17 protein-coding genes are annotated in these 22,450 nt (G+C 58.2%); 8 read left to right on the forward strand and 9 right to left on the reverse strand.

Features of this window, described 5'->3' with window-relative positions; all coding sequences use genetic code 11:
• The first annotated feature begins 29 nt into the window (after positions 1-29).
• The gene (locus ACKJSM_RS07715) at positions 30-182 is read left to right on the forward strand and encodes a hypothetical protein (RefSeq protein WP_410237153.1); all 153 of its coding nucleotides are present in this window, start codon (positions 30-32) and stop codon (positions 180-182) included.
• A gap of 417 nt (positions 183-599) precedes the next feature.
• Positions 600-2,207: a hypothetical protein gene (locus tag ACKJSM_RS07720; protein WP_410237154.1), complete on the forward strand. Its 1,608-nt coding sequence runs from the start codon at positions 600-602 to the stop codon at positions 2,205-2,207.
• A 115-nt stretch (positions 2,208-2,322) separates the two neighbouring features.
• Here ACKJSM_RS07720 and ACKJSM_RS07725 read toward each other — a convergent pair whose 3' ends face one another.
• The 3 genes from ACKJSM_RS07725 to ACKJSM_RS07735 are packed head-to-tail and all read right to left on the reverse strand — an operon-like array spanning position 2,323 to position 6,004.
• Positions 2,323-4,326 carry a DUF3732 domain-containing protein gene (locus ACKJSM_RS07725; protein ID WP_410237155.1) on the reverse strand — a complete coding sequence of 668 codons (2,004 nt, stop codon included), beginning with the start codon at positions 4,324-4,326 and terminating at the stop codon, positions 2,323-2,325.
• Positions 4,323-4,784 (reverse strand): three component ABC system middle component, encoded by a 462-nt coding sequence (locus tag ACKJSM_RS07730; protein WP_410237156.1) that lies wholly within the window; start codon positions 4,782-4,784, stop codon positions 4,323-4,325. Before ACKJSM_RS07730 ends, ACKJSM_RS07725 begins: the two co-directional genes overlap by 4 nt.
• Complete coding sequence (locus ACKJSM_RS07735) at positions 4,784-6,004, reverse strand: hypothetical protein (RefSeq protein ID WP_410237157.1); 1,221 nt, start codon at positions 6,002-6,004, stop codon at positions 4,784-4,786. Before ACKJSM_RS07735 ends, ACKJSM_RS07730 begins: the two co-directional genes overlap by 1 nt.
• A 510-nt stretch (positions 6,005-6,514) precedes the next feature.
• On the opposite strand from ACKJSM_RS07735, the gene ACKJSM_RS07740 reads away from it, so the two are divergent.
• From ACKJSM_RS07740 to ACKJSM_RS07750, 3 genes are read left to right on the forward strand one after another with little or no spacing between them, the layout of a single operon-like run.
• The gene (locus tag ACKJSM_RS07740; RefSeq protein WP_410237237.1) at positions 6,515-7,126 is read left to right on the forward strand and encodes a response regulator; all 612 of its coding nucleotides are present in this window, start codon (positions 6,515-6,517) and stop codon (positions 7,124-7,126) included.
• Between the two features lie 8 nt (positions 7,127-7,134).
• Positions 7,135-10,779 carry a transporter substrate-binding domain-containing protein gene (locus ACKJSM_RS07745; protein ID WP_410237158.1) on the forward strand — a complete coding sequence of 1,215 codons (3,645 nt, stop codon included), beginning with the start codon at positions 7,135-7,137 and terminating at the stop codon, positions 10,777-10,779.
• A gap of 49 nt (positions 10,780-10,828) precedes the next feature.
• Positions 10,829-13,771: an HD domain-containing phosphohydrolase gene (locus ACKJSM_RS07750; protein WP_410237159.1), complete on the forward strand. Its 2,943-nt coding sequence runs from the start codon at positions 10,829-10,831 to the stop codon at positions 13,769-13,771.
• Here the strand turns inward: ACKJSM_RS07750 and ACKJSM_RS07755 are convergent, their stop codons facing one another.
• A complete protein-coding gene (locus ACKJSM_RS07755) occupies positions 13,772-14,254 on the reverse strand; it encodes a GAF domain-containing protein (RefSeq protein WP_236178074.1) in 483 nt (160 codons plus the stop codon).
• Positions 14,251-15,141: an ATP-binding protein gene (locus ACKJSM_RS07760; RefSeq protein WP_410237160.1), complete on the reverse strand. Its 891-nt coding sequence runs from the start codon at positions 15,139-15,141 to the stop codon at positions 14,251-14,253. Before ACKJSM_RS07760 ends, ACKJSM_RS07755 begins: the two co-directional genes overlap by 4 nt.
• A gap of 166 nt (positions 15,142-15,307) precedes the next feature.
• Here ACKJSM_RS07760 and ACKJSM_RS07765 point away from each other — a divergent pair, with 166 nt between their 5' ends.
• A complete protein-coding gene (locus ACKJSM_RS07765) occupies positions 15,308-17,629 on the forward strand; it encodes a response regulator (RefSeq protein WP_410237161.1) in 2,322 nt (773 codons plus the stop codon).
• Here ACKJSM_RS07765 and ACKJSM_RS07770 read toward each other — a convergent pair.
• The 3 genes from ACKJSM_RS07770 to msrB all read right to left on the reverse strand — a co-directional run bounded on the left by ACKJSM_RS07770 (position 17,613) and on the right by msrB (position 19,054).
• Complete coding sequence (locus tag ACKJSM_RS07770) at positions 17,613-18,074, reverse strand: MarR family winged helix-turn-helix transcriptional regulator (protein WP_410237162.1); 462 nt, start codon at positions 18,072-18,074, stop codon at positions 17,613-17,615. The two genes, ACKJSM_RS07765 and ACKJSM_RS07770, sit on opposite strands and share 17 nt — an antisense overlap.
• Entirely contained in the window at positions 18,071-18,556 is a 486-nt protein-coding gene (locus tag ACKJSM_RS07775; RefSeq protein ID WP_011335290.1) for a glutathione peroxidase, read from the reverse strand. Before ACKJSM_RS07775 ends, ACKJSM_RS07770 begins: the two co-directional genes overlap by 4 nt.
• Positions 18,557-18,658: 102 nt before the next feature.
• Positions 18,659-19,054, reverse strand: a complete 396-nt coding sequence (msrB, locus tag ACKJSM_RS07780) for a peptide-methionine (R)-S-oxide reductase MsrB (RefSeq protein ID WP_236178070.1) — start codon at positions 19,052-19,054, stop codon at positions 18,659-18,661.
• 225 nt (positions 19,055-19,279) lie between these two features.
• Here msrB and ACKJSM_RS07785 point away from each other — a divergent pair, with 225 nt between their 5' ends.
• Together ACKJSM_RS07785 and htpX are read left to right on the forward strand one after the other, a co-directional pair.
• Positions 19,280-20,491, forward strand: coding sequence for a pyridoxal phosphate-dependent aminotransferase (locus ACKJSM_RS07785; protein WP_007955711.1), 1,212 nt, complete (start codon positions 19,280-19,282; stop codon positions 20,489-20,491).
• A gap of 305 nt (positions 20,492-20,796) precedes the next feature.
• Entirely contained in the window at positions 20,797-21,684 is an 888-nt protein-coding gene (gene htpX, locus ACKJSM_RS07790; protein WP_064598312.1) for a protease HtpX, read from the forward strand.
• A 55-nt stretch (positions 21,685-21,739) separates the two neighbouring features.
• Here htpX and ACKJSM_RS07795 read toward each other — a convergent pair whose 3' ends face one another.
• Positions 21,740-22,396 carry a thiopurine S-methyltransferase gene (locus ACKJSM_RS07795; protein ID WP_339487234.1) on the reverse strand — a complete coding sequence of 219 codons (657 nt, stop codon included), beginning with the start codon at positions 22,394-22,396 and terminating at the stop codon, positions 21,740-21,742.
• Positions 22,397-22,450: the final 54 nt, after the last annotated feature.

A 22,450-nucleotide genomic window follows, 5' to 3' on the forward strand; every position in this document is an offset into this window, starting at 1 on the left:
TATTTTCTTGCAGATAGGAATGGATAGATTTGATTGAACTACTGAAGTCCAAGATCGGGCTGCTGCACGGCGCAGAGCTCGAAAAGTTCGTGCGTCGACTGCTGCCAACGGTGTCGAGCGACTACGATGGCTTGACCGACACGCTGAATTACTTCGGGCGGGTAAATAAAGGCCCAGTTTGATCTGCTGGCCTAACCACCAAGAGCCGGCAGAGAACATTAAGCTCTGGGCGTGTCAAGAATGGATGGCTGCCCAGGTAACTGAGCGGCTAGAGGTCTTAGCTGAAAAGGCGTCCGCGTTTCGCTCGAAGCCGAAGATCGATAACCCAAATCATGCGGAGCAGAGCTATCAGCGTTGGACTGAGGCGGCCAAGTCGCAACCATGAGGGGGGGGCATGCAAGCCCGACTCAACTCTCCGGTCGCAGTGTTAGCATCGCCTGAGATACATCAACACGACCCTAGCGCATGCCTCACACCCAGTGATGCAATCCGATCTTGGTCGCCCTACAAGGTAATGATCGCATTGAACTCGCCAGAGATGCTCTCTTCCTGCCGCCATCCAGTGTCGAGTTACTACTTCTGCAGCGCAAGGATTCGCGATGCCCAGATACCTTAGCAATAGCGCAATACGTCTCTTGGAAGCCAGCCAAGAATCATTGGCTTTGGCTCTGCATTGCCTCGGCACGCCAAACCGGGGAAGCCTGAGAGTTGAGGTCGCTCGATATTCACCCGCGATTGGACTGATCGGAGCCGCCGCTGAACAGGCTTTAGCCGCCATCATCGTGCAGGTTCGGGGCGATGAAGCGCTGGCAACCTCTCCGACACAGTACAAAAGTGCTCGACAGATCTTGTCGGACATGAGGGATTTACTCCGCGCGCCCATCCCTGCTAGCTCATTTTTGACCGCAGGTGTAGGCAACCCGGCCCAACATCGCGAGACGATCCTTCAGGCGTCAGAGGGGTTTTCGGTGCTCTTCACCTATAGAGCGACCGGGCTCCATGCTGGCCTTGGCGTTTCTCGTACAGTCACGCTAAAACAAGCATTCAAGGTTCACGGTTTCCTTGAGCTTCTAGCCAAGTCAACTCGCATCCGCCCGTACATGGAACGACTACCAATACCGCCGGATGAAATCATCGATCAGAATGTGCTGATCGATGACCTCATACAGAAATTCCAAAGTAACGATGCCATGACCGAACGGGTAAATGCCCTGCGGTCTCTGTTCCTGATCCTGCCTGAAGTCCCCCAGGAGGCACCTGAGTGGCTTGAAGCGTTTGATCGCTCCGTGGTCTCGCCCCGCCCCGCCGACATCACCTTGCTTTTAGAAACCCTTGAGCACGCGGCGCCCATGAGGTTCCGCCGCATCAATGCAGAGGGCCAAGCACTCCCAGTAGTCGTTCGACCAAACGATCCAAACGCGCTGCCGATCGCCTTGCAGGATATGCGACAGGCCTTTGGACATGCACGTGAGCAATTTGGCGCAGATGTGGGAAATGCAAATGGCCGGCTTGATCAGGGAAACCTGGATCTGCCCCCAGAATCCTTCCTTCTCGATCTGTGCCTTCAGGGCCCTGAGCAGCTACGCGAAACTCTGCAGAGGCAAACACTCACAGGACAGGACGTCTGGCCTTTCGTTGCCACCGCACTAATCCAGCAGGGCACAGAACGCCCCTACTGGTTCCTTGTATCAATGGTCGACGACATCGGCCAGCTAATAGGCCAACTCCGCAGGGCTGTGGCGGTGTCGCGTCAGGATCAGTTCAAAGAACGCTGTCACGCAGCCATCAAAGCCCTTGAAGCCAAAAGACAAGAGCGCACCCTTCCGCCCGCCACTGAGATTGCGACCTTTACTGTCGCACAAACAACTGCAGCTGAAGCTGCACGAGATAACATCCCCGACTCAATGGATCGTAACGAAGGCACTGTTCGGGAAGCCTCTTTGGAGGCAACGCCGCCACTCGCGGCGTTATACGCCGGCGAACTCACTGCCGGCCAGGTTTTTCCTGTGGTCTATGCATCTGAGAACCCAGATTCGAAAAAGTACTGGACTCGGCAGTTGCTCATAGCAGCAACAGATGCCGGTGACCGCTCAATGCTCATCACCGCTCTACGAGATCCAGAGTTCGCCAATCTAAAAACGGATGCACGGAAAGCGCTGCGCTTGGTGGATATTCTGACGTATGGGCCGAATATAGAACTAGGGTGACATAGATGAGCTGCATCAGGCATTAAAGCTATAGCGCTGCATCCAAATCCAACGGATACCAGCCACGCTTCGGGCTGTATCAGGATGGATGCTTGGTCTCCCAGTCTCGCTCCGGCTACTCCGCGATCAGCCCGCGCGTCCTCCACCGAGCACGAACGAAGTCCTCAAAAACGTAGTTGCCCAGCAGCGGCAATTTATCGGCGTGGTCGCACACGATAATCTGAGGCATGACGCCGGTGTCTTTGAGGGTGGAATCGCAGAATCTCGCAAGGTTGGTGAACATTTTCGACACGGCGTTCACATCCTCGTCGACCGTCTTGATGGTCGTCCTGTCCCCACGCAGCTCATCAGCCTTAAAGACCTCAGCATCATCTGTCGAGGGGAAGTAAACCTGAGTCGGCTGATCGAGGAACAGGATTGGTGGCACCTTGCATTTCGCATGCGCGGCAAACTGATAGTGCAGCGCCATAAAGAGCGTCAAATGCGAGTACAGCCAGTTGGCACCACTGCCCATGCTGCGCAAAAATACCTTTTTGATGTGGCCGCCTGCGAGGGGCCTTTCGTGCCAGAGATCGAAGGTTTCAACATCAAATTTCAATGAGCCGGTCTTGTACGTGTCTTCGAAGTCGAAGTCTTTTCCAAGGGCCTTCATTTTCGTGTTGATGTCGTTCTGCAGCGCCCACAGTTTCGATTCGACGTCATAGTGAGACATCTGCTCATCCAGCTTATCGACTTCCTTCTGCCAAAAATCGACCATCCCATTAGCTTCGGACGGAGGGTTCGCAACGCGCTTCTCTACGGCCAGCTCAAGCTTGAGCTTGGCCTTCTGAGCGGCGCCATCCACAGATTTTGATTTCTCCAGTCGATCAGCTTCATCGTCCAGGGGCTTCAGAGCCTTTTCCACGACAGTGAGCGCCGCTCGAAGCTTTTTGAGTTCGTCATCGATCGCCCGGCGTTCCTCGCCAAAACCTTCCCGCGCGTAAGTCGAGACCTTAAGTTCGCCATTCAACCAGTGAATCGCTGCCGACAACTTGTTGGCTTCGTCCTCAGCCACATCCGATTGCGACGCACAAACGGGACAGACTGCGTGTTCAAGGTTAGTGGTCGTGGGGATAGGTAATGCAGTTACTGACTCTGCAAAACCCGACGCTTGTTCGGCAGACACCTTCAACAGGTAGCGGGTGTTGAGCGCTTTCTGAATGCTGGCCATCAGCTCAGCTTTATTGGCGCGCAGCTCCGTTCTTCTGGTTTCAAACGCACTGGAAAGGCCATCAACCCTGACGGAGATACCTGTGAGGCGTTCCAACGCTGGCTTGGGCTTTTTCCAGATTTCCTCGGGGGTGAGCTCGGTCAGTGGCTGACCAGCAAACGCCTCGTACTCTTTCAGCAGATTGGAAAATTCGGTGAGGTAATCTTCCTTAATTTTATCCTGCTTCGGAATCTGAGCCTGGGCGCGCTTAAGCTCGTACAGGGCCTCGGTACGTAGCTTTGCGAGATCGAAGTAGTCTTCCCCAACGATATCCATGAAGATCTTGAACTGATCAATGGCCTGGTCGCGTTTACGCTTCTCTTCGAACCGGTAGAAAATCGCATGTCGGTTGGCCACGAGGTTTTGATGCTGCAGCATGAACGAAGCAAAGCTGCGCACCGACGGGGTTGCGCTCCACTTCCCGGTCATCTCCTTGTGCAGCGGATCCGTGTCGATGTTTTCCAGCGTGACGCCAAAGTAGCGACCGAGGCTCTTGATGAATTCGCTCTTGGGCTGGAAGAAATTCGGAGTGAAGAACGTATCTACGTCCTCGATGAGCTGGAGGATGTTGTCCACCGCTGGCCCGGAAATCTCACGCAGAAAGCAACGATTGCCGGATGCCGCTCGACCCGTGACAACCGCGATGGTCGGGAAGCGCAGTACGGTAAAAAAGAGCTTCGCACGATCCGTGATGATGCCCTCTGGAATAGTGTCCTCCGAGCTTCCCAGACAGTAATCAAATATGTCGAGGATCGCGCTCTTACCTTTCGAGGATCTGCCCGTCACGATGTTAAGACCAGGCTTGAAGGGGACGTGGTGGACGGCGTGCTCACTGTCCACGACACCTATGTACTCTACATAACACTTCATAGCGATTTGAGCCCCAACATCCTATAGATAGAAACAACGTTTTCACCAGACAGCACCATGGCCAACTTCTGGCTGTACTTGAGCAACGCCTTATCCGAATTGACCGACTGCGGCTTCTGCAGTGATCGAACCGACAGCTCAGGCGTGATTTCCAGGCTTTTTTCAGCTGCCAAGATAAGCAAGGCGGCATTGGTGATCGGTTTGAACTCTTCTACACGCATGGCCAGGCCAATGAGCCTCTCCGCGTCTGAGGACATCGTTCGGACGGAGCTGTCCCGCCGCGCCCTGTTCAGGAAGGTATGCATCGGCTTGTAGGTGACGAGGGGAAGGATCAGGTAGCTGAGCAGGACATCCTTTTCGACTGGCTCCCAGTGCTGATAGAAGCTCTGGATAACAGGTGCCAATGCAAAAGGTGTTCTGTGCAAGGTGTACAGGTGATCAGAGACTTGAGTAGTCATCACCACAGCCTCCAGTGGAATTCGTCATCCTCATCCTCGGGTTTCTCTCCTGCGAGCATGTGATAGATGCCATTCCGAAATTCGGGCATGGTGTGTTCCAAGCCGCAGAAAGGCTCAGCGGGCAGGCCATTGCGCTGAAGGAAGAACATCATGGATTGGGTGCTCATCTCGGTTGAACAGGTAACCCCCTTGCAGCCGAGCATCGCCAGCTCACGCACATACTGGTGCTGTGTGAGGTGATTGCTGAGGTACAGATCCACCATTGGCTTAAAGAGCACACCATCCGTGTACAAATCGGAGATCGTGGTCTGGGCGACCACACGGTGCAGGGCTGCCCGTTTCAGGTGCTGCTCCCCCCCGATTTCCACGATTTTTTGAGCAAAAACCATGGGGCGAATTTCCTCGACGTCGATGCTTTTCTTGAGCGCCGCCATGTCCACTTGGGGAAAAGTTTTCGGGTGTTTCATGTACAGATGCGTGAGTTCTGACAATTTGTCAGTAAACGCTTGATGGGTGATCTTCCACCCCCCGATCACCAACTCTGGGCTGGACATGAAACCCAACAGCTCATAGATAAATTGCGGGTATTTGGACGGTCGGATGGGCTTGAGATGACGGGTCTGATAGGTCTGTAGGCGCTGCTCCAAAGAGTCGGCGCCTGTCGTGATTTGCATCCGCTCAAGCACTTCCATCAACGCGTCACGGCGTTCGGATGCCATTACGTACTGCTGAAGCGACTGGGACTTAGAGGGCTTGGAAATACCCTTACCGGCCTCAGACTCTTTCTTCGACTTCTTGCCGGCACTGGCTTCAGAAGCTGCGACGATACTCTCCATGACAGAGAGCCGCTCGGCGGGAGTGGCAGTGTTCCAGCTCTTTAACTGGGTTTGTGCTCCGAATTCCTGCGTCGTCAGCAGCACCAAGTTCTTGAAGGAGGTGCGATCAAAGTTTTCATGAAGCCAGTTTTTCAGCGTATTCCAGAAATTGGCATGGCCGTCCGTTAGGTTATCGGAGTAAAGCTTGACCTCTGTTTGGTTTTTCCCTGGAACCGTCACATCGCCGAAGACTTCAAGCCACAAGCACTCGTCTGGTGCCAGATCATAGCAATACTCCACGGCAACGAGCAGTTGGTACTGGAGCGCCTTGAACAGTAGAGTCGCGTCGAACGGTAATGGAGCGTCGCCGGGTAGCGTCGCATTCGGGGGTTGCGTCGTATCCATACACATTCCAATTTGGGCTTCCTTCCCCGGCCAACGACTCGCCTAGCAGACCGAGCACATGCCTTGCCTCTCAAAACGCGTCAGTTGAGGATAGATAACCGTTATGCCAATACTGTATAAAGATACAGTAAATACGAATATTTGAGCATATGTTACCAGCAGCGTCCGCCGTGGTCGCCAAAAGCCATCACAATTTCGTTTTCAACTGAACTGCCTAATCATTCGGCCCTCTTCGGGACAGAACGACCTTTTGAGCTGATCCTCCTACGCATCACACACCCGGGAATGCTGCACAAGTGTGTGCGCACCAAAACAAACCGGCAAAACTCTGAGGCTTCCGGGGTATGCCATAGTTCGTGGTGTGTCAGTAACATCAAGCCTAGAGCACTCCCTATCGAAAGCAGAGCTTAAGCTTTTTAAAGCAGGAGCAGGAGCAGGAGCAGGAGCAGGAGCAGGTCAAAACCTAAGGGCTTTTGACACCAAAGAGATGTCTGTCCACAAAACGTTTTTATTGTCGACGATCACCCGGTCATCCGCCTCGCCGTTCGAATGCTGCTCGAGCATGAAGGTTATAAAGTCGTCGGAGAAACCGATAACGGTGTCGATGCCATGCAGATGATTCGCGAATGCATGCCCGATCTGATCATTCTCGATATCAGTATTCCCAAGCTCGATGGCCTGGAAGTCCTGGCCCGCTTCAATGCCATGAGTTCGCCATTCAAGACGCTGGTACTGACTGCGCAATGCCCGACCCTGTTCGGTATTCGCTGTATGCAGTCAGGCGCATCGGGTTACGTGTGCAAGCAGGAAGACCTGAGTGAGCTGGTCAGTGCAATCAAAGCTGTTCTTTCCGGTTACAACTACTTCCCCAGCCAGGCCTTGAACCCTGTTCGTCATGATGACGTGCGCTATGCAGAGCTGGAACTTTTCAAATCAGTCAATGATCGGGAACTCATGGTTTTGCAACTTTTCGCCCAAGGCCGCACGAACAAGGAAATAGCCAAAGGCATGTTTCTCAGCAACAAAACAGTAAGTACTTATAAGAAACGACTGATGCAGAAACTGAAGGCCAAGTCTCTCGTAGAACTTATCGAAATGGCCAAACGCAACGCACTCGTGTGAGAGCCAACATGTCCAGCCGTTTAGTGAGTCTCATGATTGCATTGAGTGCATGCCTGGGTTTCTGCACCTTTGCAACAGCCGCCTCCCCCACCTCGAAAGACTTCACCCTGCTCGGTCGTTCGGCCGAAACAACCGTGCAGGCCTTGTTCGATCCATCACAAGTGGCGTGGCTGCACGCTCGCAATGAGTTGGTTCTGGGGACTTCAGCTCCAGACTATCCTCCCTTCGACATGACGCCCAGCGGACAAGACTACGAAGGCTTCACGGCGGATTACGCCTCACTGATTGGTCAGGCGACCGGTCTGCCGATCAGAGTCAAACGTTTCGCCTCGCGGGAGGTCGCCGTAAAGGCATTGATGGACGGGCACATCGACATGCTCGGCACTGCCAACGGATTCGAAGCGGAAAACGCCAATATAGTGCTGTCCAGGCCTTACGCCGTCGATCAACCGGTCCTTGTCACACGCGAGGGTGAAACCCGCACGTTGACCGAAGGTCTGGCAGGCCTGCGGCTGAGCATGCTGTATCACTACCTGCCGCTGGATGATGTCAAGGCAATGTATCCCAAAGCCCTCATCACCTCTTATCCGTCCTACCAGAACGCAATCAACGCCGTAGCGTTCGATCAGGCGGATGTGTTTCTCGGCGACACCATTTCCACCCACTACATGATCAACAAGGGTTACCTGAACAACATCCGCATGGCCAGTTTCGGCAAGCATGAGGCCCACGGCTTCAGCTTCGCCGTTCATCGCAACAATCCACAGCTGCTTGCCATCATCAATACGGCGCTCAAGGCCGTGCCGGGCAGCGAGCGCGAAAATATCGCCAAACGCTGGAGCGTGGGCAGCGACGTACTTCTGACCGACCAGAGGCTGCAACTGACCAAACGTGAAGAGCACTGGCTGAAAAAACATCCGGTGGTGAGCGTATTGGTCAACGAGGCTTTCGCCCCCCTGACGTTCTTTGACAGTGACGGCAATTTTCGCGGCATCAGCGCCGACTTGCTCGAACTCATCCGCTTGCGCACCGGACTGCGCTTCGAAATCCGCCGCAGCCGCAGCGACGCCGAAATGATCCAGCAGGTCGAACACCAACAGGCTGACCTGATCGCAGCGTTGCTGCCGACCGCCCAGCGCGAGGAAACCCTGAATTTCAGCCGTCCCTATCTGGAAAATTCATACGTGCTGCTGACCCGAAAGGCCGCCGACAGCCCTACGCACCTGGGGCAGCTGAAACGCAAACGTCTGGCGATCGCTCAAGGCCATCCGATGATCGATTACCTGCGCAGCGAGTTTCCCCGCATCCAGTTGATCGAAACGCCGGATACCTTCAGTGCAGTGGCGCTGCTCGATGAAGGTCAGGTCGAAGGCGCAGTAAACTCGCTGGTCATCGCAAACTACTTCATTGCATCACGAACCTTCCAACATCCCCTGCAGATCACCACCACCATCGGCACCCATCAGGCGGCTTTTTCTCTGGCGACAGCCCGGGATAACACGGAACTGAGCTCGATCATCAACAAGACGCTGATGAGCATCACGCCCGAAGAACTGGGCATCATCAATGGTCGCTGGCGGGGCTACTCAAACATTTCGCAAGGCACCTGGCATCAATACCAGCGTTTCTTCTATCAGTTGATCGGCGGCGCCTGCCTGCTGTTGCTGCTGTCGCTGCTCTGGAATGCCTACATGCGCCGCCAGATCAAACAACGCAAATCGGCCGAACGGGCCTTGAACGACCAACTGGAATTCATGAGTACACTGGTCAACGGGACGCCACACCCTATCTACGTGCGTGACCGACAGGGCGTGCTGCAAAGCTGCAATGACAGTTATCTCCAGGCGTTCAATGCCCGGCGCGAAGACGTCATCGGCAAAGATGTCATGCAGGGTGCGCTGAACAACGCTTTCGAGGCACAGGCATTTCAGGCCGACTATCAGCGGGTAGTGGCCGAAGGCAAACCGCTTGTGCTTGACCGGCCGTTGCACATTGGCAACCGACGACTGACGATCTATCACTGGATTCTGCCCTACCGAGACTCCAGTGGTGACGTCCGGGGGATCATTGGTGGCTGGATCGACATCAGTGAACGCCGTGAACTGCTCGATGAACTTCGCGCGGCCAAGGAACGGGCAGACGATGCCAACCGGGCCAAGAGTACTTTTCTGGCAACCATGAGTCATGAGATCCGCACGCCGATGAACGCAGTGATCGGCATGCTCGAGTTGACACTCAAGCGCATGGATCAGACTCATCCGGATCGCTCCGGCATCGAAACGGCCTACCATTCGGCCAGAGACCTGCTGGGTCTGATCGGCGACATACTGGACATTGCGCGCATTGAATCGGGGCGACTGAGCCTGAAACCCGAGCGAATCAACCTGATCGACACCGTGGCTTCGGTAGTCAGAATCTTCGAAGGGCTTGCCCGGCAGAAACAGCTTTCACTGACAGTATCCGTCTCTCCCCCTGACCTGAATGTCGATGTGCAACTCGATCCTCTGCGCTTCAAACAAGTGCTGTCGAATCTGATCAGCAATGCCATCAAGTTCACCGAAACAGGGCAGGTCAGAATCACGCTGGACATTCTTCCCACGGATACCCCCGAAGGCTCGATGGTGCAGTTGACCGTACAGGACAGCGGCATCGGGATCACGACGCAGGATCAGTTGCGGCTATTCGAACCTTTCGCCCAGGCCGGCAACGGTGGGCAACGAACCGTCAGCGGCGCAGGACTCGGGCTGGTCATCAGCCGCAACCTGTGCGAAATGATGGGTGGAAAACTGCGGTTGAGCAGCCTGCCCGGAATCGGCACCCAGGTTCGGGTATCACTGCCAGTGACCATTCTGCCGGCGCAAGTGGCGAAAGCTGAAGATGAACCACAGATTCAGACAACCCTCATGCCGTTGTCGGTTCTGGTGGTCGATGACCATCCGGCCAATCGACTGCTGATGTGCCAGCAGCTGGAATACCTCGGCCATCGATTCTGTATCGCCGAAGACGGCCTGCGCGGACTGGAAGAATGGAAGAGCGGTGAGTTCGATCTGGTCATCGCCGATTGCAACATGCCCGTCATGAACGGCTACGAGCTGACCCGCGCGATTCGTCAGCACGAAAAGCTGACCCACCGCCCGGCTTGCACCGTGTTGGGGTTCACCGCCAATGCCCAGCCCGAAGAGATCCTGCGCTGCAAGCAGGCAGGCATGAACGAATGCCTGTTCAAACCCCTGAGTCTCAACAGCCTGAGCCAATGGGTCAACAGCGTTCAGCCGCTGTTCCGCGCGCCGGCGTTCAACCTGAAGGGGCTGGCGCTGCTGACCGGTGACAACCCCTCTCAAACCCAACGATTGCTGGCAGAACTGCTCAACAGCAGCCGCACCGATCGGCAGGAGCTGCAGGCCCTGTCCCTCACCCGGGATCACCCCGCGCTGGCCGCTATTGCACACAAGATCAAAGGCGCCGCACGCATTGCACAGGCCCCGCGCCTGATCGACTGTTGCGATGCGCTTGAGCAGGCTTGCCTGCAAGCACTGCCGGAGGAGGAGATCGCGCGTCGCTGCCAGGCCAGTCACCTCGCCATCCTGGAACTGGAGCAAGCACTGGAACAGCAACTGGCGCGGATCGCCAAGAGCAAAATGGCCGGGGCTTAACTATGCTTGGAGGCAGAGCAGTGTGCTTAACCTACACGGAGAGTCTGCAATGCCCAGCCCACTGCGCCCGGAACAACGCCGGTTTCCGCTGCATGTGCACATCAGCGTCATGTTCACCTTTCTGCTGTTGCTTACCGGTGTGGTGCTGGGTCTGTTCAACTACCACCAGACCACGCACATCATTCTGTCGAGCAGTGAAAAGCTGTTCAGCCGAATCGAACAGGATGTCCGTCTCGACCTGCAGGCGACTTATTCACCGATCCGGCACCTGCTGAGCCTGCTGGCAGAGACTCCCGCCGCCGGATCCTCCAGCCTCGAATCGCGCATGGCGCTGCTCAAGCCGTTCAGTCAGTCCCTGATGGACAATCCGGATCTGGCCTCGCTCTACCTGGGTTATGGAAACGGCGATTTCTTCATGGTCCGACCCTTGCGCACGCCGGCGCTGAAAACCCTGTTCAAAGCACCGGACGTGGCGGCGTTTCAAGTCTGGAGCATCGAACATGACGCCAGCGGCCTGACGCGTTCACAGTCACTGTTTTTCGACCAGGCACTTTCCCCGGTCGGCCGACAGGACATCCCCGCCGACCCTTATGATCCGCGCAGCCGGGCCTGGTACATCAATGCACGGCAGCAGACCGAACAGATCACTACCGAACCCTACATTTTTTTCTCCACCCACAATGTAGGCACCACACTGGCCCGCCGCAGCGGCAAGGACGCCGTGATAGGGGCCGACCTGACGCTCGACGCACTGTCTGCAACCCTGGTTAAACACGTGGTGACGCCGGCGACGGAAATCGTCCTGTTCGATGCCGACGGCAATGCCGTGGCTTATCCCGACAGCCGCCGGCTGATCGTGGATGAACGCACGGCCCGTCTGGCCAAGGCTGCCGACTTGAGCCCCGCCCTGCATGCCTTGTTGTCCGGGCACCAGGGCAATCGGCTCGAGGTCGATGGCCGACAATGGATCGTCGCACGCAGCCAATTGCAGGAAGGCGGGCCGAAAGGTTTAGAGATGGCTTTACTGGTGCCCGAAGATGAACTGTTGGTCGATGCCTATCGTCTGCGCTGGCAAGGAGCACTCATCACGCTGGCCGTCTTGCTGCTATGTCTGCCGCTGGGCTGGCTGATCTCGCGGATTCTGGTGAAGCCCTTGCACGCACTGGTCAAGGAAGCCGATGCGATCCGCAGCTTCGACTTCAACTTTCCCGTCGCACGCCGATCGCCCGTGCTGGAAGTCGACCAGTTGAGCCTGTCGATGGCTCGCATGAAAGACACCCTGGCCAGCTTCTTCCGCATCACTGACAGCCTGACCGCTGAAACCCGCTTCGAGCCGCTGCTGCAACGAGTACTGTTCGAAACAGTGCAGATCGCCCAGGCCCAGGCGGGCCTGATTTATCTGCGTGAAAACGATGGCAATCGCATGGAGCCCTACGGTCTGGTGGTCGCAGAAACGTCTCAAGCGTTGGCGGCATTCGATCTGCAAAGCCGCAGCCTTGATGCGCCGCAAAGCCCCGAATGGTTTCGGCAACTGGCGAACGCCGACACGATCGTCAGCAATCTGGGTTTCGAACAGGCCTCCGATCTGCAGAAAGTGCTGCTGGCCATGGGTTCGCCGAGGGTGCATTTGATCGGAATCCGTCTGCATAACCGGCACAACGAAACCGTCGGCCTGCTGGTGCTGCTGATCGACGATGGCGGCACCCCGAGCGATCTGGAAAAACTCCGGCCAGATCGCATCGCCTTCCTGCAAGCGGTGTCCGGAGCGGCCGCGGTGAGTATCGAGAGTCAGCGCCTGCAAGCCAGACAGAAACAACTGCTGGATGCGTTCATTCAACTGCTGGCCGGCGCCATCGATGCCAAGAGCCCTTACACCGGCGGGCATTGCCAGCGCGTGCCGGAGCTGACCCTGATGCTCGCCCGTGCCGCGGCAGCCAGTCAGGCCCCGGCCTTCAGCGATTACCAGCCGAACGAAGACGAATGGGAGGCCTTGCACATCGCCGCATGGCTGCACGATTGCGGCAAGGTTACGACCCCGGAATACGTGGTCGACAAAGCCACCAAACTGGAAACCCTGAACGACCGTCTTCACGAAATCCGCACCCGCTTCGAAGTGCTCAAGCGCGACGCCTGGGTCAGTTACTGGCAAGCCATGGCCATGGGCGGTGAAGAACAGCAACTGGCCAGCCTGCGCGAGGCCACCCTGACAGCACTGGATGATGATTTCGCGTTTGTCGCCCGCTGCAATCTGGGCAGTGAGGCCATGGCAGAAAGTGATCTGCAACGCCTGCAAGGCATCGCCCAACGCACCTGGACGCGCACGCTGGATGATCGATTGGGCCTGTCATGGGAGGAGAACCGGCGTCAGGCACGCACTCCGGCTGCGACCCTGCCGGTCAGCGAACCGCTGCTGGCGGACAAGCCCGAGCATCTGCTGGAGCGCGCCGAGGGCGAACTGATCCCGGAGGACAATCCGTGGGGTTTCAAACTCGACGTGCCGCCCTACAAATACAATCGCGGCGAGTTGTACAACCTCAGCATCCCCCGGGGCACCCTGACCCGCGAGGAGCGTTACATCATCAATCATCACATGGTGCAGACGATCCTGATGCTCAGTCACCTGCCCTTCCCCGGACACCTGAACAGCGTCGCGGAAATCGCCGGCGGGCATCACGAAAAGATGGATGGCACCGGTTATCCCAAGCGCCTGAAACGCGAAGACATGAGCCGGCCGGCGCGCATGATGGCGATTGCCGATATTTTCGAAGCCCTGACCGCCGCCGACCGCCCGTACAAGAAGGCCAAGTCCCTCAGCGAAGCACTGGGGATCATGGCCACCATGTGCCGCGACGCGCACATCGATGCCGAGCTGTTCGGACTGTTCCTCCGCGATGGCGTGTACTTGCAGTACGCCACACGCTTTCTCGATCCACGGCAGATCGATGCCGTGGACCCGACGGCCCTGCTGCTCAAAGCAGGCCTGGGAGCGTGATCAGCAGTCAGTCAGACGCAGGAAAATCGCCGCCAGTTGTTCAATCCCGGCCTGATCCTCGGCACCGAAACGCGCGAGCTTCGGGCTGTCGAGGTCGAGCACGCCGATCAGACGACCGTCCTTGACCAACGGCACAACCAGTTCGCTGTTCGACGCGCTGTCGCAAGCGATATGGCCGGGGAACGCGTGAACGTCTTCGACCCGTTGCGTCTGCAGGCTGGCGGCCGCCGCGCCGCACACACCGCGACCGAACGGAATGCGCACGCAGGCGATCTGGCCCTGGAACGGGCCGAGCACCAGCTCTGCGTTGCGATTGAGGTAGAAACCGGCCCAGTTCAGGTCATCGAGCTGGTTGAACAGGAACGCCGAAAACTGTGCGGCGTTGGCGATGAAATCGCGCTCGTCCGCCAGCAGCGACTCCAGTTGTGCGGCCAACATGCCATAGCCTTCGAGGCCCTGGCCGCTCTGTTGCAAATCAATCATGCCTTGTGCTCCAACAATTTCAGTCCCACCCAGTAACGGGCGAATTGGTACGCGCAACGTCCGTTGCGGTTGCCACGGCCGGTTGCCCAGCGCACGGCGAGAATGTCCAGTTGTTCGTCACGCTCCCAGCTCAGGCCGGCCTTGGCGGCCAGCTGGCCGATCCAGTGCTCGACAACGTTGAGGAAGTGTTCCTGGGTAAACGGATAGAACGACAGCCACAGGCCGAAGCGATCCGACAACGCGATCTTGTCCTCCACCGCTTCGCTCGGATGCAGTTCGCCATCGACGCGCTTCCAGTTTTCGTTGTCGCTTTCCTTTTCCGGCACCAGATGGCGACGGTTGGAAGTGGCGTACAGCAGCACGTTGTCCGGCGCCTGTTCGAGCGAGCCGTCCAGCACGCTTTTCAGCACGCGGTAGTCGCCTTCGCCGGACTCGAACGACAGGTCATCGCAGAACAGCACAAAGCGCTGCGGCAACTCGGCGATCTGCTCCACCACCCGTGGCAGGTCCGCCAGGTGATCGCGCTCGATTTCGATCAGACGCAAACCGGCCATGGCGTGTTCGGCCAGCAGAGCCCGTACCAAAGAGGATTTACCGGTACCGCGCGACCCCCACAGCAGCGCATGATTGGCCGGCATGCCGTCAAGAAATTGCTGAGTGTTGCGGCCCAACTGCTCCAGTTGCCGGTCGACACCGATCAGGTCCGACAGACGCATGTCGAGGCTGACCTCCAGCGGCAGCAGATAACCGCTGCGACCGTCACGCTGCCAGCGTGCAGCGAGGCAGGTGCCCCAGTCGATGACCGGGCGTGGAGCCGGCAACAGGGGTTCGATCCGCGCCAGAACCGACTCGGCGCGCTCAAGAAAAGCATTCAATCGGGAATCCACGTCTTCTCCTCGGGCTCGTTCACAGTGATGATGGCGCTGCAGCGACGACAAACAGCGTTCGAAACCTGTCCCGGCCCTTGTTACAAGGCGCTTCGGGAACCCCGGAATCCGTGCATGATCGACTATGCTTGAGCAGCGAAGGGAAACGGAAGTGGTTCAACACCCCATGGATATCAAATTCACCCACCGGCTGTCGTACAAACAGGCCCGGCTTACCGTGCTGGTCGGGTTCATTCTGGGCACGCTGCTCAGCCTGCTGCAAATCGGCATCGATTATGCCAGTGAAGACGCGTCCATCAACCGTGAAATCCTGTCGTTGCTGGAAATCAGCCATAATCCGGCCTCGCGCATCGCCTACAACATCGATGCCGAACTGGCTCAGGAACTGGCCCTGGGCCTGCTGCGTTCGCCAGCGATCATTTCCGCACAACTGACCGACAACAACCAGACGGTGCTGGCCAGCGTCAAACGCCCGGAGCTGCAAAGCGGCTACCGGATGATCAGCGACTTCCTGTTCGGCGCCAAACGCCAGTTTGAAGACCGCCTCTACCTCGATCACCTGCCCAACGAATCCCTCGGCACCCTGCGACTGGAAGTCGACACCTTCACGTTTGGCAGCCGCTTTCTGCGCCGCGCGGAAGTCACGCTGATCAACGGTTTCGCCCGCAGCCTGATTCTCACCGGAATCCTGCTCGCACTGTTCTACGTGATGCTGACCAAACCGCTGGTGCGGGTGATCCGCGAACTCAGCGGTCGCGACCCGCGCAGCGCCGAGCCGACCACCCTGGAATGTCCGGCCGGGCACGCCAATGACGAGATCGGCGTGCTGGTCAAGGTCGCCAACCAGCAGTTCGAGAACATCGCCACGGAAATCCAGCAGCGACGCAATGCGGAAAACCGCCTCACCGACTACCTCGCGCAACTCGAAGACATCGTGTCGGCGCGCACCGCCGAGCTCAAGGCAATCAACGCACGGCTCAGCCAGTCCAACCAGGAGCTGGAGGTGGCCCGCAGTACGGCGCTGGACATGGCCGAGGCACGCTCGGCATTTCTCGCCAACATGAGCCACGAGATCCGCACCCCGCTCAACGGCCTGCTGGGGATGATCGCCCTGTCGCTCGACGGCCCGCTCAACGCCGAACAACAGCAACAACTGTCCATCGCCCACGACTCGGGCAAGGTATTGGTGGAATTGCTCAACGACATTCTCGACCTTTCGAAATTCGATGCCGGGCAACTTGAGCTGGAACACATCCCCTTCGATCTCGGCTCGCTGATCGAAGACACCGCCAACCTGCTCTCGCAGAACGCGGCACCGAGCGTCGAGCTGACCTGCCTGATCGATCCGCACTTCCCGGCGCTGGTGCTCGGCGATCCGACCCGGGTCAGGCAGATCGTCAGCAACCTGCTGTCCAATGCGCTGAAATTCACTCGCTTCGGCCGGGTTGATGTGCGCTTGTCCTCCTGGAAGGACGGGGTACGCATCGAAGTCTGCGATACCGGCATCGGCATCGCTCAGGAAGCGCAGGTGAAGATTTTCCAGCCGTTCACCCAGGCGGGTGCCGGCATTACCCGCCAGTACGGCGGCACCGGGCTCGGCCTGGCACTGACCTACAACCTGTGCGAAGCCATGCAGGGGCGCCTGACCATCAGTTCCGAAGTGGGTTTCGGCAGTCAGTTCTGCGCCGAACTGCCGCTGCCCTGCCACACCCGCGCGGTGATTCCGCCACCGTTGCACGGCAAGGTGCTGGCGATCACCAACGCGGTCAGCGGGCTGGCCGAATTGCTGGAAAGCCTGCTGCCGGTCTGGGGGCTGACCTACGAGCAGCGAACCCTGGACGACCCGCTGCTCGGCCTCTCCCCCGACGTCATCATCACCGATTGCCCCGAATGCCTGTTCGGCCTGCGCCCGGCGATGACGGCACCGATTCTGCTGGTGACTGCCTACGGCAGCTTCCTTCCGGGTGAAGAAGCCGCCGCGCTCGCCCCGTTGCAACAGCAGGCGCGACCGCTGGCCCGCAACGCGCTGTATCAGAATCTGCGCCGGACGCTGTTGCCGGAACTCACCACCATCGACCGCGCTCGCCTTGAGAGCGTGCCGTCGCAACGGCGCGGTCGGGTGCTGCTGGTGGAGGACAACCCGGTCAATCAACTGGTGGCCAAAGGGATGCTGGGCAAGCTCGGCTGTGATGTCGTGGTCGCCGCCCATGGTGTGGAAGCGCTGGATCAGCTGGAACACGACGAGTTCGATCTGGTGCTGATGGACTGCAACATGCCGGTGATGGACGGCTATGAAGCCAGCCGCCAGATCCGCCAGAGCGGGCGCTGGCCGCACTTGCCGATCGTCGCCCTGACGGCCAACGCGATGGCCGAAGAGCGCGAGCGCTGCCGGGCGGCGGGCATGAGCGATTACCTGGCCAAGCCGTTTCGCCGAGAAGAACTGGCGGCGCTGCTGGATCAGTGGATGCCGACTACGACAGTGCTTTGATCTGCCCAAGCAACTGATCGAGACCGTCACGCAAGTCATTGAGCCGGTCCAGATCCACCCCGCTGTCGCATAACAGCCGCTCTTTCAATGGCCCGACCTGTTCACGCAGCGCCTGCCCTTGAGGCGTAAGGCTCAGATGAACCTCACGCTCGTCCCGGCTGGAGCGCTGACGCTGAACCAGTTGCAGTTGCTCCAGTCGCTTGAGCAGCGGCGTCAACGTGCCGGAATCCAGCGCCAGACGCTCACCCAGCGCCTTGACTGTCGGCTGCTCCGGCGCGGTTTGCTGCCATTCCCACAACACCAGCATCGCCAGGTATTGCGGGTAGGTCAGGCCGAGCTGATCGAGCATCGGCTTGTAGGCACGGATCACCGCCCGCGACGCGGCATACAACTTGAAGCACAGCTGACTGTCGAGCTTCAGCGAATCGGCGGACAGGCTGTTCATTTGAGCAGGGCTTCAATCTCGCGGCTCAGATCCTGCGGCTTGGTGGCCGGGGCGAAGCGCTTGACCAACTGCCCGTCCTTGCCGATCAGGAATTTGGTGAAGTTCCACTTGATGCCTTGGGAGCCCAGCACACCCGGGGCGCGCTTCTTCAACTGCACGAACAGCGGATGCGCACCGGTCCCGTTGACTTCGATCTTCTTGAACAGCGGGAAGCTGACACCGTAGTTCAGCTCACAGAACTCGCTGATGGCGCCCTCGTTACCCGGCTCCTGCTTGCCGAACTGATTACACGGGAAGCCCAGCACCACCAGGCCCTGATCCTTATAGGTCTGCCACAGCTCCTCAAGGCCTTTGTATTGCGGCGTGAAACCGCATTTGCTGGCCGTATTGACCACCAGCACTGCCTTGCCAGCGAAATCGGCCAGAGTCTTTTGTTCGCCCTTGATGGTGGTGCACGGAATGTTCAGCAGGTTATCGCTCATGGTGCGCACTCTTGAGAAATGGATAGACGGCAAAAATAGCGAGCAATTGAATTGTGTGCAATTTAATTATTCGAAAGGCGACCCGTGGATCGCCCGCATCGGTTACTCGCGCGGCACCAGGTCCAGGCACACCGAGTTGATGCAGTAACGCAGGCCGGTCGGCGGCGGACCGTCCGGGAACACGTGGCCAAGGTGGGCATCACATTTGGCGCATTTCACTTCGGTGCGGATCATGCCGTGGCTGGTGTCACGGATTTCGGTCATGGCATTGTCGCCGATCGGCGCATAGAAGCTTGGCCAGCCGCAACCGGAATCGAATTTGGTCCTGGAGTCGAACAACGGCTCGTTGCAGCAGACGCAGTGGTAGACGCCATCGGTCTTGGTAGCGTTGTACTTGCCGGAGAACGGCCGCTCGGTAGCGCTCAGGCGGCACACGTTGAACTGCTCGGGGTCGAGCATCGCCCGCCATTCTTCCAGGGTCTTTTCAATCTTTTCCATCATCACACCTCAGCGGCTGAAAAAGCCCGATCTGTACCTTTTCCACGGATCGGGCGGCACGTATGATTGCGCCTCGTCACACGCCAGTCTGGCAGCGGGTTCCTGCGCATTCAAACGGATTGTTGGAAACCGCCGCTCAAGACACCTGCCTGTGTGAAGACGCAGGATTCCCAGCACGGTTGTCCACCCGCCGCCTGGATCGTTCATTTTCGGGATCACATCGCCATGCAGTTCAGCAAATCGAACAAGCTCGCCAACGTCTGCTACGACATTCGCGGCCCGGTGCTCAAGCACGCCAAACGTCTGGAAGAGGAAGGCCATCGCATCCTCAAGCTGAACATCGGCAACCCGGCACCCTTTGGTTTCGAAGCGCCGGACGAAATTCTTCAGGATGTGATCCGCAACCTGCCGACCGCCCAGGGCTACAGCGATTCAAAAGGCCTGTTCAGCGCGCGCAAGGCGGTGATGCAGTACTACCAGCAGAAGCAGGTCGAAGGTGTCGGCATCGAAGACATCTACCTGGGCAATGGTGTGTCCGAGCTGATCGTGATGTCGCTGCAGGCACTGCTCAACAACGGCGACGAAGTGCTGGTGCCGGCGCCGGACTACCCACTGTGGACCGCTGCCGTCAGCCTGGCCGGCGGTAACGCGGTGCATTACCTGTGCGACGAGGGCGCCGACTGGTTCCCGGACCTGGCCGACATCAAGGCCAAGATCACCCCGAACACCAAGGCGATGGTGATCATCAATCCGAACAACCCGACCGGCGCGGTGTATTCGAAGGAAGTGCTGCTGGGCATGCTCGAACTGGCCCGTCAGCACAACCTGGTGGTGTTCTCCGACGAGATCTACGACAAGATCCTCTACGACGACGCCGTGCACATCTGCACCGCATCCCTGGCCCCCGATCTGCTGTGCCTGACCTTCAACGGTCTGTCGAAGTCGTATCGCGTGGCCGGTTTCCGTTCCGGCTGGATCGCCATTTCCGGGCCGAAGCACAACGCTCACAGCTACATCGAAGGCATCGACATGCTGGCCAACATGCGCCTGTGTGCCAACGTGCCGAGCCAGCATGCGATCCAGACCGCCCTGGGCGGCTATCAGAGCATCAACGATCTGGTCCTGCCACAAGGCCGGTTGCTGGAACAGCGCAACCGTACCTGGGAATTGCTCAACGACATTCCCGGCGTGAGCTGCGTGAAGCCGATGGGCGCGCTGTACGCTTTCCCGAAGATCGACCCGAAAGTCTGCCCGATCCATAACGACGAGAAGTTCGTGCTCGACCTGTTGCTCTCCGAGAAGCTGCTGGTGGTGCAAGGCACGGCGTTCAACTGGCCGTGGCCTGACCACTTCCGCGTGGTCACCCTGCCGCGGGTCGATGACCTGGACATGGCCATCGGCCGCATCGGCAACTTCCTCAAGTCCTACCGCCAGTAACCGGCGCTCAGTGCGCAACGGCCCGAACGTTGCGCACTGTCTGATTCAGCAACACTTCTGCTCCGCCCCCCCCTCCAGCACCTTCTACACTTGCGATTCATACGAATCATGCGTGCCTGACGCAATGAGACCGGGTGGCATGCGCCTGTCATCCATGCAGACTTCGCAGGTGGGAAATGTCCCATGGCAGGGTGAATCCGGTGTAGGACACAGTTTGAAATAGTCACTCGGTTGAATCGCCCGGTGCCGCACCTTATATACCCCGCAGTACGCTACATCTTTAGCTTGAGGAGATTTCTACAACCATGATGCGCATCCTGCTGTTTTTGGCCACTAACCTGGCGGTCGTGCTGATAGCCAGCATCACCCTGAGCCTGTTCGGCTTCAACGGGTTCATGGCGGCCAACGGGGTTGATCTCAACCTCAATCAGCTGCTGGTTTTCTGTGCAGTCTTTGGTTTCGCCGGTTCCCTGTTCTCGCTGTTCATCTCCAAGTGGATGGCGAAGATGAGCACCAGCACCCAGATCATCACCCAGCCACGCACTCGCCACGAGCAATGGCTGTTGCAAACCGTCGAGCAGCTGTCCCGGGAAGCCGGGATCAAGATGCCCGAAGTCGGGATTTTCCCGGCCTATGAAGCCAACGCCTTCGCCACCGGCTGGAACAAGAACGATGCACTGGTCGCGGTCAGCCAGGGCTTGCTCGAGCGCTTCAAGGAAGACGAAGTGCGGGCCGTGCTGGCCCACGAGATCGGTCACGTGGCCAACGGCGACATGGTTACCCTGGCGCTCATTCAGGGCGTGGTGAACACCTTCGTGATGTTCTTCGCGCGGATCATCGGCAATTTCGTCGACAAGGTGATCTTCAAGAACGAAGAAGGCCAGGGCATGGCCTACTACATCGCGACCATCTTCGCCGAACTGGTGCTGGGCATTCTGGCCAGCGCGATCGTGATGTGGTTCTCGCGCAAACGCGAGTTCCGTGCCGACGATGCCGGTGCTCGCCTGGCCGGTACGGGTGCGATGATCAACGCATTGCAACGCTTGCGCGCCGAACAGGGCCTGCCGGTGCACATGCCTGACACCCTGAACGCCTTCGGTATCAACGGTGGCATCAAACAAGGGTTCGCCCGCATGTTCATGAGCCACCCGCCGCTGGAAGAGCGTATCGACGCCCTGCGTCGTCGCGGCTGATCAGCCCGGCTCAAATAGAAAGGCCCGCAGTGATGCGGGCCCTTTTTTGTGCCCGTTACCGACCAGTCAGCCGGTACACCCGTTCCTCCAGGCGAGTCACTCCCGCCTGCAGGAACTTCCCGCTTTCGCTCAACACGTCCTGCTCCCCCAGCGCCTGCACCTGCCAGTCGCCGCCAAACAATCGCTGTACCTCGGAATCTTCCACCGCAAACGGCGGCCCAGGCATTTGCGCCTGATCATAATCCAGCGTGATGAGCAAACCGCGAAGGCCCACTGGCAAGATGCCCAGCAAATGCGTCACATAGCGCTCGCGCATCGGTGCCGGCAAGGCAATTAGCGCCGCGCGGTCATACAGCCCGGTGCAGTCAGCAACATCGCTTGCAGACAAGGCGAAGAAATCCCCGCACCACAACTCGATCGCCCCGGCCCGATAAACCTTGAAACCACCCTCTTCACTGATCTGCGCCTGCAATTGTTGCTCGCGGAAGAAGTCTTCGACAGCCCTTTGCGACAGCTCGACGCCGAGCACCCGATATCCCTGTCCGGCCAACCACAGCAGATCCAGGCTTTTACCGCACAACGGCACCAGGACTCGCGCCTGAGCCGGTAAGGCCAGATCGGGCCAATGCCGCTGCAAATACGGGTTCACCTCGGGCTGGTGGAAGCCGATCTGGTTCAATTCCCACTTCTTGTGCCAAAACTCCGGCTGCATGCATCCTCCCAGGAATTCGATAAAAAGGCGTTAAAACTTATATTGGAATTAGAT

Source organism: Pseudomonas sp. PHC1 (genome assembly GCF_046487845.1).
Lineage (GTDB): Bacteria > Pseudomonadota > Gammaproteobacteria > Pseudomonadales > Pseudomonadaceae > Aquipseudomonas > Aquipseudomonas sputi.